This window comes from Prevotella sp. 10(H) (genome assembly GCF_000711235.1).
GTDB lineage: Bacteria > Bacteroidota > Bacteroidia > Bacteroidales > Dysgonomonadaceae > Dysgonomonas.
The window spans coordinates 530,352-551,452 of the sequence record NZ_JOMI01000007.1 but is presented as its reverse complement, the minus strand read 5'-3'; the positions used below and the strand labels follow the sequence as shown (position 1 = coordinate 551,452).

At 40.5% G+C, this 21,101-nt stretch carries 14 protein-coding genes and 2 pseudogenes; 10 read left to right on the top strand and 6 right to left on the bottom strand.

What is annotated here, in order from left to right; genetic code table 11:
- Positions 1-101 precede the first annotated feature (101 nt).
- The 5 genes from K348_RS0113835 to K348_RS0113815 all read right to left on the bottom strand — a co-directional run bounded on the left by K348_RS0113835 (position 102) and on the right by K348_RS0113815 (position 9,155).
- Positions 102-2,921, bottom strand: a complete 2,820-nt coding sequence (locus K348_RS0113835) for a triple tyrosine motif-containing protein (protein ID WP_369793896.1) — start codon at positions 2,919-2,921, stop codon at positions 102-104.
- Positions 2,922-3,074: 153 nt separating this feature from the next.
- Positions 3,075-4,256 carry a TolC family protein gene (locus K348_RS0113830; RefSeq protein WP_029905710.1) on the bottom strand — a complete coding sequence of 394 codons (1,182 nt, stop codon included), beginning with the start codon at positions 4,254-4,256 and terminating at the stop codon, positions 3,075-3,077.
- Positions 4,257-4,271: 15 nt separating this feature from the next.
- Positions 4,272-7,370: an efflux RND transporter permease subunit gene (locus K348_RS0113825; RefSeq protein WP_029905708.1), complete on the bottom strand. Its 3,099-nt coding sequence runs from the start codon at positions 7,368-7,370 to the stop codon at positions 4,272-4,274.
- Positions 7,371-7,388: 18 nt separating this feature from the next.
- Positions 7,389-8,624 (bottom strand): efflux RND transporter periplasmic adaptor subunit, encoded by a 1,236-nt coding sequence (locus tag K348_RS0113820; protein ID WP_029905706.1) that lies wholly within the window; start codon positions 8,622-8,624, stop codon positions 7,389-7,391.
- Between the two features lie 87 nt (positions 8,625-8,711).
- Positions 8,712-9,155 (bottom strand): DUF6769 family protein, encoded by a 444-nt coding sequence (locus K348_RS0113815; protein WP_051697892.1) that lies wholly within the window; start codon positions 9,153-9,155, stop codon positions 8,712-8,714.
- 163 nt (positions 9,156-9,318) lie between these two features.
- Here K348_RS0113815 and aspA point away from each other — a divergent pair, with 163 nt between their 5' ends.
- Complete coding sequence (gene aspA, locus K348_RS0113810) at positions 9,319-10,707, top strand: aspartate ammonia-lyase (RefSeq protein WP_029905702.1); 1,389 nt, start codon at positions 9,319-9,321, stop codon at positions 10,705-10,707.
- An 83-nt stretch (positions 10,708-10,790) separates the two neighbouring features.
- Here aspA and K348_RS0113805 read toward each other — a convergent pair whose 3' ends face one another.
- Positions 10,791-12,950, bottom strand: coding sequence for a translation factor GTPase family protein (locus K348_RS0113805; protein WP_029905700.1), 2,160 nt, complete (start codon positions 12,948-12,950; stop codon positions 10,791-10,793).
- Between the two features lie 712 nt (positions 12,951-13,662).
- Here K348_RS0113805 and K348_RS0113800 point away from each other — a divergent pair.
- The 9 genes and pseudogenes from K348_RS0113800 (at position 13,663) to K348_RS0113760 (ending at position 21,072) form a co-directional block, all read left to right on the top strand.
- Positions 13,663-14,283, top strand: coding sequence for a TetR/AcrR family transcriptional regulator (locus K348_RS0113800; RefSeq protein WP_029905698.1), 621 nt, complete (start codon positions 13,663-13,665; stop codon positions 14,281-14,283).
- A gap of 11 nt (positions 14,284-14,294) precedes the next feature.
- Complete coding sequence (locus tag K348_RS0113795) at positions 14,295-15,557, top strand: TolC family protein (protein ID WP_029905697.1); 1,263 nt, start codon at positions 14,295-14,297, stop codon at positions 15,555-15,557.
- Between the two features lie 4 nt (positions 15,558-15,561).
- Entirely contained in the window at positions 15,562-16,461 is a 900-nt protein-coding gene (locus tag K348_RS0113790) for an HlyD family secretion protein (protein ID WP_029905694.1), read from the top strand.
- Between the two features lie 21 nt (positions 16,462-16,482).
- Positions 16,483-16,686 carry a winged helix-turn-helix domain-containing protein gene (locus K348_RS0113785; protein WP_029905693.1) on the top strand — a complete coding sequence of 68 codons (204 nt, stop codon included), beginning with the start codon at positions 16,483-16,485 and terminating at the stop codon, positions 16,684-16,686.
- Positions 16,683-17,594 (top strand): ABC transporter ATP-binding protein, encoded by a 912-nt coding sequence (locus tag K348_RS0113780; protein WP_029905691.1) that lies wholly within the window; start codon positions 16,683-16,685, stop codon positions 17,592-17,594. The genes K348_RS0113785 and K348_RS0113780 overlap by 4 nt, the downstream gene beginning before the upstream one ends.
- A 20-nt stretch (positions 17,595-17,614) precedes the next feature.
- Positions 17,615-18,337 (top strand): annotated as a pseudogene (locus tag K348_RS0113775) (ABC transporter ATP-binding protein); the annotation flags it as partial.
- Between the two features lie 40 nt (positions 18,338-18,377).
- A pseudogene (locus K348_RS18520) lies at positions 18,378-18,740 on the top strand (four helix bundle protein).
- Between the two features lie 24 nt (positions 18,741-18,764).
- Positions 18,765-19,871 (top strand): ABC transporter permease, encoded by a 1,107-nt coding sequence (locus tag K348_RS0113765; protein WP_029905687.1) that lies wholly within the window; start codon positions 18,765-18,767, stop codon positions 19,869-19,871.
- A gap of 88 nt (positions 19,872-19,959) precedes the next feature.
- Positions 19,960-21,072, top strand: a complete 1,113-nt coding sequence (locus K348_RS0113760; RefSeq protein ID WP_029905685.1) for an ABC transporter permease — start codon at positions 19,960-19,962, stop codon at positions 21,070-21,072.
- Positions 21,073-21,101 lie beyond the last annotated feature (29 nt).

The following is a 21,101-nucleotide window of genomic DNA, read 5'->3' as shown; positions in this document are numbered from 1 at the left end:
AATACATCCTAAATACACCTATCCTATTTTTAACAATACCACCACCTCACTATCACCTCTCAAATAAAAGTAATAATCTATATATCAAATATTTAAAAACATTAATCTATATCAAGGAAAAATTCGTTTAAATTTTGTGAAGGCTGTATGTTTAACTTTTTTCGTAATCTGTAACGGCTGTTTTCTACAGCTCTGACCGATAAATTCATTAAAGAAGCAATCTCTTTTGTCTCCAGATTGAGCTTGAGGCAGGCACAAAGACGAAGGTCGGTATTGGTCAATTGTGGATATAACATCTTCATTTTTTTGAAGAAATTTGTATGTTTTTCCTCGAATTTTATCAGGAATGTTTTCCAATCGTCTTCCGAATTCATGCTATTATTTAACAGTGCATTTATTTTCTGATAGAGAGGAATCAAGGCGCTTGTTTTATTCTTCGAATAGAAATCGTCAATTATATCTTTAATCTTAAGTATTAATTCATTTTTTTGAATAATAAACGATGTTTGCGTGAGAAGTTCCGCACTCTTTTGTTCCACTTCCTGTTGGAGTTCATTGGTCAGTACCTTCAATCGTCTGGTTTCACGCAGGCGGATTTTCTGTAAATGAAGATTTCTATATCGCCGGAGGATCAGCAACCAGATGATGTATAAGACAATCATAATTAAAATCGTATACAGCATATATGCCCAGATATTCTGATACCATGGTGCTAATACCTCAAATCCGTACTCAACCGTATCTGAATAATTTCCCAAATTATCAACCGTACGCAAGATAAATTTATACTCTCCTGTCGGCAGACGAGGATATGATACGCTGCTGATTTTTTGAGGGGCAGACCATTCTTTGTCTACATTCTCCAGCATATACTGAAATGACAAATCGGAAGCAAAGGCATTGCTGGATGTAAAACTAAATGTAACGGTGTTGAAATCGTAGTGAACCTCGGAAAAATGAGCAATATCTTTATATTCTATATTACCATCCATATTATATGTACGCATTGATTCTAAATATGGCGACAATAAATAAGCATTTGTCCGGCTTTCGTCTTTTCTATGATATAATAAGAAACCGTTGTCGAGGCAAATCAGGCTGCTGGAATCACTCAATATAGATATATTCTCATACCCATTGACCAAGGATAAATTCCTACCCAGATTATAGTCTTCCAGAATAGATGCCTCATATCCATCGTAAGAAAACTTATAAATGGAAGCGCTGGTGACCGCCCAGAATAAATTATCTTTAATCGGGATTATCTGTTTCAGATTCCTGACATTATTGAAACATTTATTTAACTGTATACTCGGCACAATCTTATTTGCTATATCATCATAAGTATAAAATTGACTGTTTCCCAATAACACGATGCGTCCGCCGACTTTAAATATCTTCACCTTATAAGGGAGATCGTCGCTATTATTTCCTCCATAATATGAGAAAGTTCTGAATCCCGAGAAATCGTCTTCCAGTTTACATCTATACATTCCTCTGTTGAAATGTTCCAGCCAAATGTTTCCCAAATGGTCGAACTGTGCATTAATAATAGGCTCGGATATCTGTCCGGGACTATAAACCTGCTTTGTCTTCCGGTCAACTATTTTTATCGAACTATATGTTGATAATATAAGTAAATCCTGATCTTTTACAGTAGCTTCCGATATGTTAAATACTCCGGTACGGATTGAAAAAGCATCTGATACAGATAAGTTCTTATGTATTTCTTTCAGGCCTTTGTTATGGCAACAATATAATACATCATCTATAATTTTTAATGTCCATACCTGTCCCTGAGTACCTTCTATTAACTTCATATCTGATAATGCGTCAGAGGTTTTTAAGCCGTCATGAGTAGTATAGAAAACACCCTGATTAGTTCCGATGAACAGCTTATCATTCCAATATACACCGCTGTATACGGCACCTGTATTGCCTGTCGGATCGGTATAGCAACTCATGTTTTCTATGTATTGAATATACGCCAGCCCCCTGTCCAAAGCTGTCCAGACATTACCTAGATTGTCCTCGTACAATGAAAGTATCGTGTTGTTCTGAAGCATATTAGCAGAAGATATATGGTCCACTATATTGCCCTCAACATTGACCTGATAAATACCATCTAGAATAGTTCCGAAAAAATATATACCTTTCGAAGATAGTATTCCGCAATTCAATTCCGTAGCATGCAGCACTCCGGATAATGTCTTATTCCATTCACGGAATTCTTTACCATCGTATATATATAAGCCTTTGGTTGCCGTACCAATCAGATATTGATCTTCCTGATAAGGAAGAATAACCCGAACGTCTGTGTTATTAAAGATATCGCTTCCTTCTATTTTTTCCAGATAATCTCCTTTTAGACTGAACAGCGGGCCATTCATTTGCTGCACAAGAAATTCATCTCTAACTTTGGTCAAAAAGAGAAATCCTTTTTCGGAAGGGATTCGCTTTACTTCATTGTAATCATATACATATATAGAGTTAAACGACTGGAAATAAACATGATCATTTGTCACCCATATCTTCCAGAAATCGTCATTTTTGAAAAGTGCCTTATCTACATGATCGCTCAACGATGTATATACAAGCTTACCCGAAATATCCCTGTCCCATCTGCCAAACTCCTCATAACTTCCCGTAAATATAGTTTTATGAGATAAAACGGCAACCGAACGCGCTATAAGAGAATTCGGAAGTCGATTTAGATTCCATTCTATACCGTCGAATTCCAAAAGGCCTATATCATTACCGAAATACATAACTCCCCTTTCGTCCTGCCCTATCGACCAGTTTTTATTATCTGCGCGATATTGCTCTCTATGTAGATTTATAACATGGGGTTTGTTGGTAGAAGCAGATAATGAGATTTGGGCTAATATAGCAAAGATAATATATATCAATAATCGCATCATAATCACTCTTTAGTATCTCAAAATTACGATTTTTTTATCAAAACAACACAACGGATGACTCTTGGTTCAAACTTTAAATGTGAAACATTAACAAGAAAGGGCATTCACTTTTTATCAGAATACCCTCTCGTAAAAGACTTTATAACTATCTGATTATCGCTCCCATTGCTGCAATTCGCCTGCTGCCAACTGATAGTCTCTTTCGGTTTCGAGATACTTATCAATTGTTTCGTAATATACAGAAAGCTCCAGCAAATAATTGATAAGAGATAACTGCCCTTTATCCAGTGCTTTCTTTAATAATTCGCGGCTGTTGGTAACTTTGAGCGTCTCCTGATATTCATTGAGTAAGACGGATAGTCTGGCGGCCTTATCATATTGATTTTTAAGTGTATTCTGGAATTGCAGCTTTGTGTCGGCATGTTGCATCTGCAATGCTACAGTTTGGGCTTTCTGATGCTTTACAGTATTCTTTCCTTCCCAAAGGGGTATCGATACACCAATAGAAAAGCCCTGCAACGTAGTTCCCGAAATACGCTCACTGGTATACCCCGCCGATATCTTCGGCAGATTTAATGCTTTTGTCAGTTGCTCCTGTTTTTTGCTTAGTACAATCTCCTGCTCGGCAAGCCTGAGCGAGGGATTATTTTCCTTTACTCTTTCAAACCATTCGGCAAAATTCGGTGGAAAGAGATATACCGGATACTTATTTAGTGCAATATGAAATGACTGATCGCCGTTCATTCGCTGCAATTCGGCTTTAAGTGTATTGATTTCAACTTCATTCATCTGCAATGCCTTTTCTGTATTCAGTAAATCCAGTTTTGTCTTATTACGTTCCAGAATGTCAATATCACCCTCATCAAAACGCTTTTGATAAGCATCCGATAGTTCTTTAGCATAGGCAAGACGTTCTTTTAACTGTTCATTTACTTTTGTCTGATAAGCAAGTTCAATACAAAAATTGCGGGCTTCTTTCAATACATCCCTGCGCTGTTGATCGTAGGTCAAGTCCACTTGCCTGTTCTTACCGTCGGCCAATTGTGATTTATAACGGTAAGCTGTCGGAAAATCGAATGTCTGCGTAACTCCCAGATCGGTACGGTTTCCTTCTTCGGCAGGACTTCCCCAAAGATAGCCGAATTCGACTTCGGGATTAGCCAGATTTATTCCTGTCTTATTCCCTATCTTATCGGCATTAGCTTGTTCACGATACGCTTTCAATGTCGTATTATTGGCTTCGATGCTCTGCAAAATATTATCAAATGTATCCTGAGCATTTACAGGAAAAATACAGAGAACCGATAGTACTATTATATATATTATCTGTTTCATAACCAAAGTCTAATTTTAAACCGTTTCTATTTTTGCAGCCTTACGCTTTTTCAGTATCCTGTAAATGATAGGTACAATGTACATATTCAACATGGTAGAAGTAAGCAATCCTCCCAGAATCACTTTTGCCATAGGGCTTTGAATCTCATTTCCCGGAAGATCGCCCTGCACAGCCAGCGGTATCAATGCCAATCCTGACGACAAAGCGGTCATAAGTATAGGATTCAATCTGTCAAGCGAGCCTTGTAAAATACTCTTATTAACCGAATAACCCTTGCTGCCCAAATCGTTATAATGCGCCATAAGAAGTATTCCGTTTCGCGTAGCTATACCGAACAAGGATATAAAACCGATAATAGCCGGAATACTGATTTCCCCGGATGTAAACAGAATGGCATATACTCCTCCTATCAATGCGAGAGGCAGATTAAGCAAGATTACTGCCGATTGTGTAACATTCCTAAACTGGTTGAATAACAAAAGGAATATTATCAATATGGCAAATACAGAAGCAATCAGCAAAGTCCGCGATGCTGCCTGCTCACTCTCAAACTGTCCCCCGTATTCGATATGATAACCCTCCGGCAAAGTGATATCCGTATTTACTTTCTCCCTAATATCATTTACCACACTGCGCAAATCCCTGTCGGCAACATTAGCTGAGATAACTATCTTGCGCTGGGCATTCTCGCGATTCACCGTATTCGGGCCTGTTGAAGAAGCTATATCGGCTACATATTCGAATGGAATCTTCTTATCGCCGGCATCTATCATCAGGTTGCGTATCTTATCGGCCTTATCTTTATAATCGTCCGCTGCTTTCAATGTAAGGTCGAAGCTTTTTCCATCTCTGTAAACTTGAGATACAACTTCGCCCGAAAGCATTACAGTTACAAAGTCGGAGAATTGAGGCAACGTAATCCCGTATTTCGCCATCATTTCGCGTCGTGGAGTAATTTTAAGCTGTGGGCGTTCTACCTGCTGCTCAACAGTCAGGTCGGCCACACCATCGATACCTTCTATCGAGGATTTTATCTGATTCCCTAAAGAGTACATCCTGTTAAGGTCAGTTCCGAAAAGCTTGATAGCAATATTAGCTTTAGTTCCTGACAACATATGGTCTATACGGTGTGAAATAGGTTGACCGATTTCTACACTTATACCGGGAATGGCATTCAGTCTTTCGCGAAGTTCGGCAATCATCACTTCCTGCGAACGGTCTGAGAGAATGAACGGTGCTTCTATTTCCGAAGTATTGACGCCAAAAGAATGCTCATCTAGTTCGGCACGGCCTGTTTTCCGTCCTACAGTCTGGATTTCAGGAACGCTCAGCATCGCCTGCTCTGCCAATATACCTATCTTATCGGATTCCTCCAAAGATATCCCCGGCAATGTGTTGATAGTAACGGTAAATGAACCTTCATTAAACGGCGGAAGAAAGTTACGCCCGAATGTAAAGAACAGCACAATAGCAGATACAAGCAAAGCTCCTGTTATTGCTAACACCAGCTTCTGCTTCTCGAGTGCCCAATGCAGGCTCTTTTCATACACCGCCTTTAGCTTTCTTACGAAAGCCGGTTCCTTTTCCTCTTTATCTGTTTTGTTCTTTCCCAGTAAATAACTGCACAAAACCGGCGTAACCGTAAGCGCTACCACTGTAGAAGCGAACAAAGCTACAATAAAAGCGATACCGAGAGGTACCAGCATACGCCCTTCCATCCCGCTCAGAAAAAACAAAGGGATAAAGCTGGTTACAATTATCAGCGTGGAATTCAATATCGGCATACGTACTTCTTTCGATGCTTCGAAAACAACGGTTAGCACGCTTAGCTGTTCTTCTTTCGGTTTTTGCCTGTTTTCCCGCAAGTGCCTGAATACATTTTCCACATCTATAATAGCATCATCGACCAACGATCCGATAGCTATAGCCATACCGCCTAGGCTCATTGTATTTATGGTAAGTCCCATCATCTTCAATGCTAAAATGGATGAGAGCAAAGATAACGGTAAAGCCATAAGGGAAATGAAAGTAGTACGACCGTTCATCAAGAAGATGAAAAGGATGATAACTACAAATATAGCTCCCTCGTACAATGATTTCTGCACATTACCGATAGAGTTATTTATAAACCTTTCCTGACGGAATATATCAGTAGATATTTTTATATCGGCCGGAATATTCTTTTGCAAGTCTGCCAGTGAGGCATCCAGCTTCTCCGACAGCTCGATTGTATTTGTATTGGGTTGCTTAGTGACCGTAACCAATACGGCAGGCTTTGTCTTTTCAGAAGCCAAACCCAATTTAGGTGTCTTTGCGCCAATCTTTATTTCTGCAATATCATTCAGAAGAATAGGGCTTTCACCCGTTTTCTTTATCACCGACTTACCTAACTCCTCTGCATCAGTACTTTGTAATGCCCCTCTTACAATATATTCATTTCCATATTCATACAGGATACCTCCCGATGCATTCTGGTTCATATTCCGTGTCACCTGCAACACTTCATCAAGAGTTACGCCATAATGTTTCATCCGTCCCGGATCGAGAAGAATCTGGTATTCCTCTATATCGCCGCCAATTACTGCAACCTGTGCCACTCCGCCTGTAGACAACAGTCTCGGGCGTATTGTCCAGTCGGCAATCGTACGCAAATCGAGCAATGAGGTAGAATCAGAAGTAAGGCCGATTATCATCACTTCACCCAATATGGAGGATTGGGGGCCTAATGTAGGCTGTCCGACATTTTCAGGCAAAGCATCTCCTAGTGCGGCAAGCTTCTCCGTTACAATCTGCCGTGCTTTATAAATATCCGTTCCCCAATCGAATTCGACCCACACAACAGAAAATCCCGTAGTAGATGACGACCTTACACGGCGAACATCTGTCGCACCATTCACAGCCGTTTCGATAGGGAAAGATACAAGACGTTCCACTTCTTCGGGAGCCATTCCGTTTGCTTCCGTCATTATCACAACAGTAGGTGCATTCAAATCGGGAAAAACATCGATCTCCATATTCTTTGCGGTATACAATCCGCCGACAAGCAGGAGTACCGCCCCAATCAATACAACCAACCGGTTGTTGAGAGAGAATTGTATTATCTTATTCAACATAATCCATTCCTCCTTCTGTTAGTGTTCATGTGCATGAGGAATGGAAGATGATGCCGAGGCTAACTTGACATGATATGCTCCGTGGCTTACAACTATATCTCCCTCTTTTAAGCCCGAAATTATTTCGACAGACCGGCCGTCATTCACACCCGTTTTCACTTCTTGCTTTTTATAAGCATCGGGATGCACCTGAAGATATACGTAATACAGCCCCTGCTCTTCAGTCAATGAAGAAATCGGTATCGATAATACATTTTCCCTTGGCTGTCCTAAGAGGAAAACCTCGACATACGAACCGGATACAACCTGACCGATATTGTCAAACTCAAAATTAGCAGGCAGGTAAAACTCCTGACTATTTGTAGAGCGTCCGTACGAAACCAGCCTTCCGTTAAGGTCAGATAAACGATAAACGGTATTATCGTATGAAGTCTTGAAATTCGCTGATGTAATGGTTCCTAAATCTTTATAGTAACGCTCCGAAACATCTGCTCGAAGCTGAAGCTTTCTGTTCTGTGTGACAGTCATCAAAGCCTGCCCTATATCTACATATTGTCCTTCGGCAACCAGCTTTGTCTTGATAAAACCGCTTATAGGTGTAGATATACTTATACCCCTCGCCGTAGAACGCGATCCGGTAGCCTCATATGCAACCTTGGCATTCTCATAGTTGAGCCTGATTTCATTATACTCTTTTTGTGAAATCAGCTTATCCCCTATCAGCGATTCTGCCCGCTGGTATTCGCGTTGGGCTATTTCATAAGCCGTTTTGGATTTTAAAGTAGGATCCCCGTCAACCATGTTGCGGGAAGAAATGCTTAACAGAGATTCTCCTCCTTTTACGGCTGCCCCTTCATTTAATGATGCTTTGTTAAACGAAACAATCCCGCTGGAAGTAGCGGATATGGTAACTTCATCACCTTGTGCCGACAATATTTGCCCGCTAGTCTTTATCACCTGATGAAACTTATCAGGCTTTACTGATACAACTTCAAGTCCTACAGCTTTAGCCTGCTCCGGTGTAAATATGATTTCATCGGTATGCGCCGCTTCACTTGCCTCTGCATGGCCGTGGTCATGTGGACACTCTTCTCCTTCGGCATGCTCATGTTTATGATCGCTTGAATGATCGTGATCATGCCCTCCATGTGATTCTTTAGCATGATTATGTCCTTCATGATTGTCTGCTTTTTGAGAGGAACTACATCCCCATGATATTGCCAGCAGACAGGCAAAGTATATAATTTTCTTCATTGTGCTTATTTCTTAGATTTAGAATGCATATTGCTATAAAGGTACTCCCCTATAGAACAATAAAATAGAATACTTGTAAGACAAGTATTAACCTAGGAAATAAGACACGGGAGGTGCACGCAGGCTTCTGATCGTGCCTACGAACGGTGGAGTATAATTCTCTATATAAGGCTTCTCCTGGAAACGCTCACCGAATGCAGGAGCTTCCAGATAGAGGGCATTTAAGGTATATACAGTGAACAGTAAAGACAGGCAATTGGCGCAGGGAAGAATATCTTCGTGACTGTCATTAGCCTGACGAAGTACGATTTCTTTCAAATCACAATCTTCATGCTGATGATGATGCTTTCCCTCATGATGACAAGCGCAATCGGTTACATTATCCGTACAATGCAGATGCCTATGAACCTCATCGTGTGAGAAGCAGACAATACCGTCGTGATGAGAATGAGGCATAACAGCGTGTGCCAATAATAGCATACTGGCCAGTATCATTACAGATAGAGTGAAGAGCTGTTTTACCTTTTTCATTCTGCAAATATATGAAATTCTGTTTAACATTTTAGTTAAATCGGTGATTTAGCTGAACAATCTGTCATTTTATTACATTATACTTCTTTTATGAGAAGTTATTGATTATGTTAGCCCTTTGATTGCGGTTCATAATTTCCTACTAATTACAAATTGACACGTCATGAATAGAACAGAAAATGATTTGATAGGTAGTCTCCCTATTCCTGCGGAAGCTTATTACGGCATCCATACACAACGTGCGATGAACAACTTTCAGATTTCGGGTATAAAATTATTGAACTACCCCGAGTTTGTAAAAGCATTGGCTTATGTCAAATGGGCGGCTTCAGAAACCAATTGCCAGTTGGGAACATTGGATAAGAATATTAACGATGCTATTGTAAAAGCGTGCAAAAAGATCATTGACGGCGAATACCTCGACCAGTTTCCGAGCGATATGTTCCAAGGCGGTGCCGGAACATCTACAAATATGAACATCAATGAGGTGGTCGCAAATATAGCCTTGGAGATAATGGGGCATAAGAAAGGGGAATACCATTACTGCTCTCCTTATGACCATGTTAACCTTTCTCAGTCTACCAACGACGCATACCCTACAGCCGTTAAACTCGGCATATTATTCTATAACATAAAAGTAGAAGATGCATTGAAAGGACTTATTGAGGCTTTGAAAAAGAAAGGCGAAGAGTTCAAACATGTAATAACCATGGGGCGTACCCATTTACAGGATGCCATCCCGATAACATTAGGACAAGAACTCGATGCCTATGCTGCTACACTCGAAAAAGAGATAGAATCACTGACCCAAAATGCAGAGCAATGTCTGGAAATAAATATGGGAGCGACAGCCGTGGGTACAGGACTAAATGCTATACCCGGTTATGATAAGCTATGCGCAGAAAACCTGTCGAAAATTACAGGATTAAGATTCTACCATGCAAAAAATCTTGTCGAAGCTACTTCTAATACAGGCAGCTTTGTCGCTTACTCCTCCGCACTTAAAAAGCTGGCGACTAAGTTATCGAAGATAGGTAATGACCTACGTCTGTTAGCTTCCGGTCCACGCTGCGGCTTATTCGAGATAAATCTTCCGCCAAAGCAAGCCGGCTCGTCTATTATGCCGGGTAAAGTGAATCCGGTGATTGCGGAAGTGACATCGCAGGTATGCTTTAAAGTCATTGGGAATGATCTTGCCGTAACGCTGGCTTCGGAAGCGGGACAATTACAGCTAAACGTAATGGAACCGGTGATAACATACAGCATTCTGGAATCTCAGAATATATTGGCCAATGTGATGACCTGCCTGCAAAAGAATTGTATCGAAGGTATTACTGCCAATGAAGAGCATTGCAAAGAATTAGTAAAGAACAGTATAGGCATAGTGACAGCCCTCAATCCATATATTGGATATGAGAACAGTACAGCTATAGCTAAAGAAGCACTGGAAACAGGGCAAAGCGTATACGACCTTATATTAAAGAAGAATGTGTTGTCAAAAGAGGAGCTTGACAGGATTCTGAATCCTGAGAATATGACGGGAGTAAAATAAACGACTTATATCCAGAAATATAAAACGGAGCAAACTATTGAAGTTCGCTCCGTTTTCATTATACAAGATTATTTAAGCATCTGTTAATCTTCCTCTTTCTGGCTTGCCTCGTATTCTTTCAGCAACTTATCCTGAACATCGGACGGTACAAGCTCGTAACTTGCAAACTTCATTGTAAACGAAGCGCGCCCTCCTGTCAGTGAACTAAGTGAGATAGAATAGTTAGACATTTCTTTCAATGGTACTTTAGCATTCAGTATCTCTATTCCCCTGTCGCTTTCCATACCCATAATCATGGCCCGACGTCCCTGTAAGTCACCCATTACGTCACCCATCTTATCTGACGGAACAGTTACTGTCACATCATAAATAGGCTCGAGAATCTTCGGCCCTGCATTCTTAAATGCTTCACTAAAGGCGTTACGTCCGGCAAGCATAAAGGATATCTCATTTGAGTCTACCGGGTGCATCTTGCCGTCGTATACTACTACACGCACATCACGGGCATACGAACCTGTCAACGGGCCTTGCTCGAGGCGCGCCATAATACCTTTGAGAATAGCAGGAAGGAAACGTGCATCGATCGCACCACCCACAATACTGTTTACAAAGACAAGCTTACCACCCCAGTCGAGATCGTAAGTCTGTACATCACGTGCCTGTACTTTAAACTCCTGTCCGTTAAACTTATATGTTTCCGGCACAGGCATACCTTCTATGTATGGTTCTACCACAAGATGCACCTCACCGAACTGTCCCGCGCCCCCCGACTGCTTTTTATGGCGGTAATCGGCACGGGCTGCTTTCGTAATAGTTTCACGATACGGTATCTTCGGTTCGGAATATAGTATCGCAATCTTATCGTTGTTTTCAATCCTCCATTTCAATGTCTTTAAATGGAATTCTCCCTGACCTGAAACAATCAGTTGCTTCAACTCTTTTGAATTCTCAATCACCCACGTAGGGTCTTCCTCATGCATACGTTGTAACACTTCGTTCATTTTCTCTGTATCCTTTTCACTCTCTGCTTTTATCGCACGGCGATATTTAGGATCCGGATACTTTATGAAATTGAACTTGTTATCTGTTCCTTTAGCATTCAGTGTATTACCTGTACGCACATCTTTCAATTTCACTGTCGCACCGATATCTCCGGCTTCAAGTTCGTCGATTTTGGAACGTTGTTGCCCGGCAGGACAAAATAATTGTCCGATGCGCTCTTTCGAACCTCTGTCGGCATTCAGGAAGTCGTCCCCTTCGTGTACTTTTCCACTCATTACTTTGAAGTAAGAAACTTCACCTACATGCGGCTCTACCATTGTTTTGAAGAAGAACAGGCTGGTAGGCGCGCTACTATCCGGCTTCACTTCTTTACCTTCGGTATTTACCGGTGCCGGCTGGTCGCGAACGTAAGGAACAACATTACCAAGGAACTCCATTGTACGGCGCACGCACATATCTTTTTCGGCAGATACGCAGAAAACCGGATACAGGTCTCTGTTTACCAATCCCCAGCGTATACCCATACGCATTTCATCTTCTGTGAGTGTACCCTGGTCGAAGAATTTCTCCATCAGCGATTCTTCATTTTCGGCAGCAGCCTCAATCAGCTTCTGCTGCAGTTCGGCAGCTTTTTCCTGTTCTTCTGCCGGTATATCGAGAACCTCAGGAACTCCGCCTTCGGGTTTCCATCGGAACATCTTAAATTTCAATACATCGATAACTGCATTAAATCCTTCGCCGCAATTGACAGGATATTGGACTAATACAGCTTTTTCGCCATAATCGGCTTTAAGTTGTGAAACTACATTGTCGAAATCAGCTTTCGGATGATCCAACTGGTTCACAATAAATATCACTGGTTTGTGTAATTTCTGAGTGTATCTCAATTGGTTTATGGTACCTACTTCCATGCCATACTGAGCATTCAGTACCATCAGTGCGGTATCTGTTACATTCAGTGACGTAACTACATTTCCGACAAAATCGTCTGACCCCGGACAATCAATAAAATTAAGTTTTCTATTCATCCATTCCACAGAGAAAATGCTGGAAAAAACGGAATATCCGTATTCTTTTTCCACGGGGAAATAGTCCGAGACAGTATTTCCGTCCTTGACACTTCCTCTGCGTTTTATGACACCCGCTTCATAGAGCATGGCTTCGGCGAGAGTGGTTTTGCCAGCTCCCGAACTACCAAGAATAGCTATGTTCTTGATTTCTTGTGTTTGGTAAGTTCTCATGGCTAAAAATGTTTTACATGGTTAATATTCATATACCTTTTTACCAAATTGCCTCATTTTGAGGCGATGTTTCCAAAATTAGTGAAATGTTTCAGGAAATTGTCATTTTTATAGATTTAAAATAGCGGAATATGTTAAAAAATATCTTTTTTATTTGACATAAAAAATGAGTATATTAATTAAGCAAATATGCCCGGTACATCAATTATACAAATTACCCAAACTTAACTTCCATTTTACATTCATTAACAAAATATAGTTAAAAGGTAACAAAAGTAACGGAATTTGTAGCTATTAGCTGATAGCTTTTAGCCGTTAGCTTTTTGTATTGTAAAACTAAAAAGTAACAAAAGTAACAGGATTTACAGTTAACAGTAGTCATAAGTCAACGATAACAAGCTTGCACCTTTGCGAAGTTCTTTTTGTTAAAAGGTAACGAAAGTAACAGCATCTAAGTATTAATTAATTTATGAACATTAAAATTCTGTAACCCGTAACTAACCCATTATTTCAAAGAGCTAAAAGCTATCAGCTAACGGCTAAAAGCTATAAACAATATAGATAAAGTTTTCCTCTATATCTACCATATAAAGCCAACTTTACAATTAATCAATCAAATGAATTAAAAATATTTTTTAAAATAATTATTTAATCATTTGTTTAAATCAAATTTTCAATTTACATTTGCATTATCAACAAAAACCAGCGGCATATGGAAAAAGACATTTCAACAGAGGAGAGAATAAAGCAGGCAGCACGCAAAGTGTTTCAGGAAAAAGGATACGGACAGGCACGCACACGCGATATAGCAGACGCAGCAGGAATAAATCTGGCATTATTGAATTACTACTTCCGCAGTAAGGAAAAGCTGTTCGACATCATTATGGAAGAAAGTATGCAACAGGTGTTCGGATTGATAGTAGGTCTTGTCAATGATGAAAAGATAGGCTTGTCTGAAAAAATAGATTTGATAGTAAATCGCTATATCGATTCATTATGGGAAAACCCAAACCTGCCATTGTTTGTTCTTAGTGAAATACAGGCAAATCCTCGTAAAGTAATGGAAAAGGCAGGGTTGTCAAATCATATTATAGTGGGTAACTATCTTTACAAACAGGTGCAGGAGCAAATCGATATTAAAGGTATTAAAGGGTTGACGCCGTTACATGTTTTTGTGAATATAGTATCGATGACTGTCTTCCCTATTGTCGGCAGACCGTTATTGCTGAGTATGCATAGTCCTATGACAGATGAGGAATATAAGGATTTTGTAGATGGGCGTAGGACTCTTATCCCGATGTGGATAAAAGCTATGCTGAAAATGGATGAGTAATTTTATAGCTTATGAAAAAGTTTCTATTATTAACAATATCTCTTTCGTTGCTCCCGCTATGGGTAGCGGCTCAGGAAGTTCTTACACTGGATGCCTGCCATCGCAAAGCGAGGGAGAATTATCCTCTTATCAGGCGTTACGAACTGATTGATAAATCGAAAGAATACAATCTGTCTAATGCCGGAAAAGGCTATCTGCCTCAGGCTTCCCTTTCGGCAAAGGCGTCTTATCAGTCGGAAGTAACAAAAATTCCTATATCCGTTCCGGGCATTAATATAAAAGGCCTCAGCAAAGACCAATACTCGGCTACCATAGATGTCACACAATCGATATGGGATGGCGGTGCTATCAGTGCAAAAAAAGATATGACAACAGCCTCTGCCAATGTAGAGGAAAAACAGTTGGATGTAGATATGTATTCTATCAACGACAGGGTAAATCAGATGTATTTCGGAGTGCTTTTACTGGATGCAAAGCTGAAACAAAATGATTTATTACAGGACGAATTAAAAAGGAATTACGATCAGATTTCGAGTTATATCGAATATGGAGTAGCTAATCAGGCCGATCTGGATGCTATAAAAGTGGAACAGTTAAAGGCTGTACAGAATAAGGCGCAATTACAATCCAATAGAAAATCATATCTGAATATGCTCGCTGTAATGATCGGCGAATCGGTAAATGACAATGTAATATTGCAGACTCCGCAGGGTGAAGACCTTATTTCTTCACGGGTGAACCGTCCCGAGCTGGAACTGTTCGATGCTCAGCTGAACAGTCTCGAGGTACAGAAGAAATCAATAAAGACCGGGTATATGCCGAAGCTGGGATTATTCGTTACAGGCGGATATGGTAAACCCGGACTGAATATGCTGGAAAATGAATTTTCGCCTTATTATATCGGCGGTATACGCCTTTCATGGAATTTCGGTAGTCTGTATACTCAGAAGAACGATAAGAAACTGATTGAAGTCAATCAAAGCAATGTAATCAATCAACGTGAAACATTCCTCTTCAACACTTCTCTCGAAACCACACAGGAACAACAGGAAATACAGAAGAATCGCGAACTGCTCAAATACGACGACGATATCATATCGCTCCGTAATAATGTAAAAAAAGCTGCAGAAGCAAAAGTTGCCAACGGTACAATGACCGTCCTCGACCTGATGCGAGAAATCAACAACGAAGATATGGCAAAGCAGGATAAGATACAGCACGAAATAGAACTATTGCTATCCATATATAATCTGAAATTTACAACAAACAATTAATTATATGAAAACAATAAAACATACACTTTTCTTCGGCTGTATTCTCCTTTTGTCGGCTTGCGGCAGAGGCGACGGCGATTACGATGCATCGGGCGTATTCGAAACCACGGAAGTAATCGTATCGGCCGAAGCGAACGGAAAGATAATGCAACTCAACCTCGAAGAGGGACAACTGCTCGATGCCGGAAAAGAAGTCGGGTACATAGATACCGTACAGCTATATCTGAAAAAGATGCAGTTAATGGCAAACATGAAATCTGTCAGAACACGCTACACGGATGTTCCTCGCCAGATTGCAGCCACAAAACAACAGATATCAACGCAGAAGAATGAACTGACCCGTTTCGAAAACCTCGTAAAATCGAATGCTGCCAATCAGAAACAGGTAGACGATATTAATGCTCAGATTCTGGTATTGGAAAGGCAACTGGCTGCCCAGACCGAAACACTGGAAAATAATAACAGAGGCGTATCGGAAGAAAGTTCAGGACTGGATGTACAGGTAGCGCAATTGAACGACCAGTTGCAGAAATCCATTATCACCAGCCCGATAAAGGGAACCGTCCTATCGAAATATGCCGAGCAGGGCGAACTGGCTTCGCAGGGTCGCGCATTGTTTAAGATTGCCGATATGGACAATATGTTTCTGCGGGCGTATATCACTTCCAGCCAGCTTACCGAACTGAAAATAGGACAGCAGGTGAAAGTGTTTGCCGATTTCGGTGAAAAGGACATGAAAGATTATTCGGGCACAGTTACATGGATATCCGACAAGTCGGAATTCACCCCGAAAACAATTCAGACGCGCGACGAACGTGCCAATCTCGTATATGCGGTGAAAATAGCCGTAAAGAATGACGGTTATCTCAAAAAAGGGATGTACGGAGAGTTGAAATTAAATTAAACCAACTTAAAAATGACAGCTATGTTGAATAATCTCATCGGCTCCGATGCCGGACTCATATGGAAAGTCCTTTCCGAAAGAGGGATGATGACAATCGATGAACTGGAGAAAATAACAGGATACAGGCAAATGTACGTCTACCTGACTCTTGGCTGGCTATCGCGGGAAAATAAGATACATTATCTCGAAAAAAACGACGATCTGTATGTCGAATTGAACGGATGAAAGCAGTTTCGGTACAAAATATAAGCAAGACATACCGTACGGTAAAAGCCCTGAACGGTATCAGTTTCGATGTCGAACCGGGTGAGATATACGGTATTATCGGCCCTGACGGTGCAGGCAAGACGAGCCTTTTCCGCATCCTGACTACCATGCTGCTGGCCGATAGCGGCACCGCTACAGTCGACGGATTGGATGTAGTGAAAGACTATAAAGAAATACGCAGCCGTATAGGTTATATGCCGGGACGTTTCTCTCTGTATCAGGATTTGACGGTAGAAGAAAATCTCGAATTCTTCGCAACAGTTTTCAATACAACCATTGAAGAGAATTACGAACTGGTGAAAGATATTTATCAACAAATAGAGCCGTTCAAGAACCGCCGTGCAGGGAAATTATCAGGTGGTATGAAGCAGAAACTGGCATTGTGCTGCGCCCTGATCCATAAGCCGACCGTACTATTTCTCGATGAACCGACTACAGGTGTAGACCCCGTTTCTCGCAAGGAATTCTGGGAGATGCTCAGGAAGCTGAAAGAACAGCATATAACGATTCTTGTTTCCACGCCTTATATGGATGAAGCCACGCTTTGCGACCGAATCGCCCTCATTCAGCACGGACAATTCCTGCAAGTGGATACACCACAGAATATTATAGACGGATTTAAGGAAATACTTTGGTCGGTAAAAAGCAATCAGATGTATAAACTGTTGACTGATTTGCGGAATTATGATAAAGTAAAGACCTGTTTCACATTTGGCGAAACACATCATATCACCGTAGACAAAACACTCACAGAAGAAGAACTGAAAGAATACCTCATGAGTAAACAGCATGAGGATATAGAAATCAAGCCGATAAAAGCCAGTATTGAAGACTGCTATATGCAGCTGGCACAAAACAATGAATAATGGAAGAACACGCTATATATACGGAAGAACTAACTAAGAAATTTGGCAAATTTACGGCTGTCGACCATATTTCTTTCAGTGTGGAAAAAGGTGAGATATTCGGCTTCTTAGGAGCCAACGGTGCAGGAAAAACAACAGCTATGCGCATGTTGTGCGGACTGAGTTATCCGACGTCGGGCAAAGGCTTCGTGGCGGGTTTCGATATCGCAAAACAGCAAGAAGCCGTAAAGAAGAATATCGGCTATATGAGCCAGAAGTTTTCCTTATATGAAGACCTGAAAGTCTGGGAGAATATGCGCTTATTCGGCGGTATATACGGGATGAAGGACAAAGAGATTGCGAAGAAAACCGACGAGATACTTACCGAACTGGGCTTTATGAATGAACGCGATACCCTAGTTAAGGAATTGCCGCTAGGTTGGAAACAAAAACTGGCGTTCTCCGTTTCCATATTTCATGAACCGAAAATCGTTTTTCTGGATGAACCTACCGGCGGAGTCGACCCTGCTACGCGGCGACAGTTCTGGGAACTTATTTATCAGGCATCCGACAGGGGAATAACTGTTTTTGTAACCACCCACTATATGGACGAAGCGGAATATTGCCGCCGGGTTTCGATAATGGTAGACGGACGTATAGATGCTCTGGATACTCCGGAAAATCTCCGGCAACAATATAATGCAAAGAGTATGGATGAGGTGTTTCAGCAGTTGGCAAGGAAAGCAAAACGGGGAGAGAATTGAAAATTAACAGTTAATAATTAACAATTAATAATTTGGAATGATGAAGCGGGAAAATGCTATAAAGGATAAATCTTACTGTTTTGCTTTAAGGATAATAAGGGCTTATAAGTTTTTGAGTACAGAGCACCGTGAATTTGTTTTATCAAAGTAGATGTTGAGAAGTGGAACTGCTATCGGTGCTTTAATAAGAGAGGGCGAATATGCACAATCAACATTAGATTTTATACATAAATTAAGTATTGCTCTAAAAGAAGCAAATGAAACGGAATATTGGCTGATGCTATTAAAAGACAGCGAATATATAGATGAAAAAAGTTATGATTCTATAAAAGTAGATTGTGTAGAATTGATAAAACTGCTAACAAGTATCATTAATTCTACAAAAAGTAAATTAGAAAGGTAATTATTAATTGTTAATTATTAATTAATGAGGCAATTTTTGAGTTTTGTCAAAAAAGAATTCTTCCACATATTCCGCGATAGGCGTACTATGCTGATTCTGTTGGGGATACCTATTGTGCAGATAACGCTTTTCGGGTTTGCTATCAGTACGGAAGTGAAGAATACCAAAGTAGGTGTATTCGACCCGTCAAAAGATGTTTCTACACAGCGTATTACAGAGCAAATCAATGCCAGTGAATATTTTACCGTAACCGAAGCACTGAATAATCCCGATGATATAGACAGGGTATTTAAAGAAGGAAAAGTGAATCTCGTTGTTGTTTTCGGTGAAGATTTCAGCGATAATCTGCTGCACACGGGCGAAGCATCCATTCAACTTATTACCGACGGAACTGACCCCAATCAGGCATCTATGATATCGGGCTATGCAACCAGTATTATTTCTTCTTACCAGCAGGAGTTGATGAGAGAATACAATATTCCTTTCCAGATAATACCCGAAGTAAGAATGTTGTATAATCCACAATTGAAAAGCGCTTATAATTTTGTGCCGGGAGTAATGGGACTTATACTGATGCTGATATGCGCCATGATGACATCCATTGCCATTGTCCGCGAAAAAGAAATGGGAACAATGGAAGTGCTGCTCGCCTCCCCTATTAAGCCCATCTATATTATACTGGCAAAAATGGTTCCTTATTTTACACTATCTTTTGTAAATCTGAGTACTATATTATTGTTGTCTGTTTTCGTTCTACAGGTTCCCGTGGCGGGTAGTTTATTTTGGTTGACGATTGTTTCTCTGATTTTCATATTGGTGACCTTGTCTTTAGGACTATTAGTTTCTACCCTTGTAGATACTCAGGTAGCTGCCATGCTTGTTTCGGGAATGGGATTTATGATGCCCGTAATAATGCTTTCGGGGATGATTTTTCCTTTGGAAAGTATGCCAGTGGCTTTGCAGTGGTTCGCTAATATTGTACCTGCCCGTTGGTATATTTCGGCTGTAAGGAAACTGATGATACAGGGCGTGGATGTAATCTATATATGGAAAGAAATGGCTATTCTGGCCGGTATGGCTATATTACTGATTACTGTGAGTTTGAAGAAGTTTAAAATAAGACTGGATTAATTTAGCCATCAGTCTATATCCTTTAGCTGTTAGCAAATACAGATGAAGGGAGCTATAGGCTAATAGCTATCAGCTAAAAGCTACTAAAATGATAAAGTTTCTGATAGAAAAAGAATTCAAACAGATACTGAGGAATAAATTCCTTCCCAGACTGATAATAATATGGCCTGTGATGATGATGCTTATAATGCCGTGGGCTGCCAATCAGGAAATAAAGGATATAAACCTGAGCATTGTCGATAACGACCACAGTTCCTATTCCGAACGTTTGACTAACAAAGTTACCTCATCGGGTTATTTCCGTCTGACGGATGTTTCCCCGTCCAATACAACCGCCATGCATAGCATAGAATCGGGTAAAGCGGATATAATACTGGAGATTCAGCCCGATTTTGAAAAGAATCTGGTAAAAGACGGCTATGCAAATGTAATGATCTCGGCAAATTCTGTGAACGGAGTTAAAGGCGGACTTAGTTCATCCTATATGGCTACCATACTGAATGATTTCGGCAGTGAAATACGGGGAGAATGGTTACAGTCAGCAGGTAAAAATATCATGCCTGTAATCGATATTGTTCCGCAATACAAATTCAATCCGCATCTCGACTATAAAGTATTTATGATTCCTGCCATGATGGTCATGCTGCTCACTATGCTTGCCGGATTCCTTCCTGCACTGAATATAGTAGGAGAAAAAGAGGCCGGAACAATAGAGCAGATGAATGTCACTCCTGTCAACAAGTTCACATTTATACTCGCTAAACTGATTCCTTACTGGATAATCGGATTTATAGTGCTTATGCTTTGTTTTATCCTTGCCATGACGGTATACGGGCTGTTCCCTTCGGGGAGTATATTTACTATCTGTTTGTTTGCCAGTATATATACACTGGTTGTATCAGGGCTTGGTCTGGTTATCTCGAATTATTCCAATACCACGCAGCAGGCTATGTTCGTCATGTTCTTCTTTATGATAATCCTTATACTGATGAGCGGGATGTTTACCCCTATAAACAGTATGCCTGAGTGGGCAAAGGTGATCACTACCGTAAATCCGCTGAGATATTTTATAGAGGTAATGCGTATGGTCTATCTTAAAGGCAGTTCAATTTTAGATATGACTACTCAGATATTTGCGCTGATAGGATTCGCCTTGTTCTTTAATATCTGGGCAGTTCTTAGTTATAGGAAAACGAATTGACTTTTTAGTTACGAGTTACAAGTTACGGG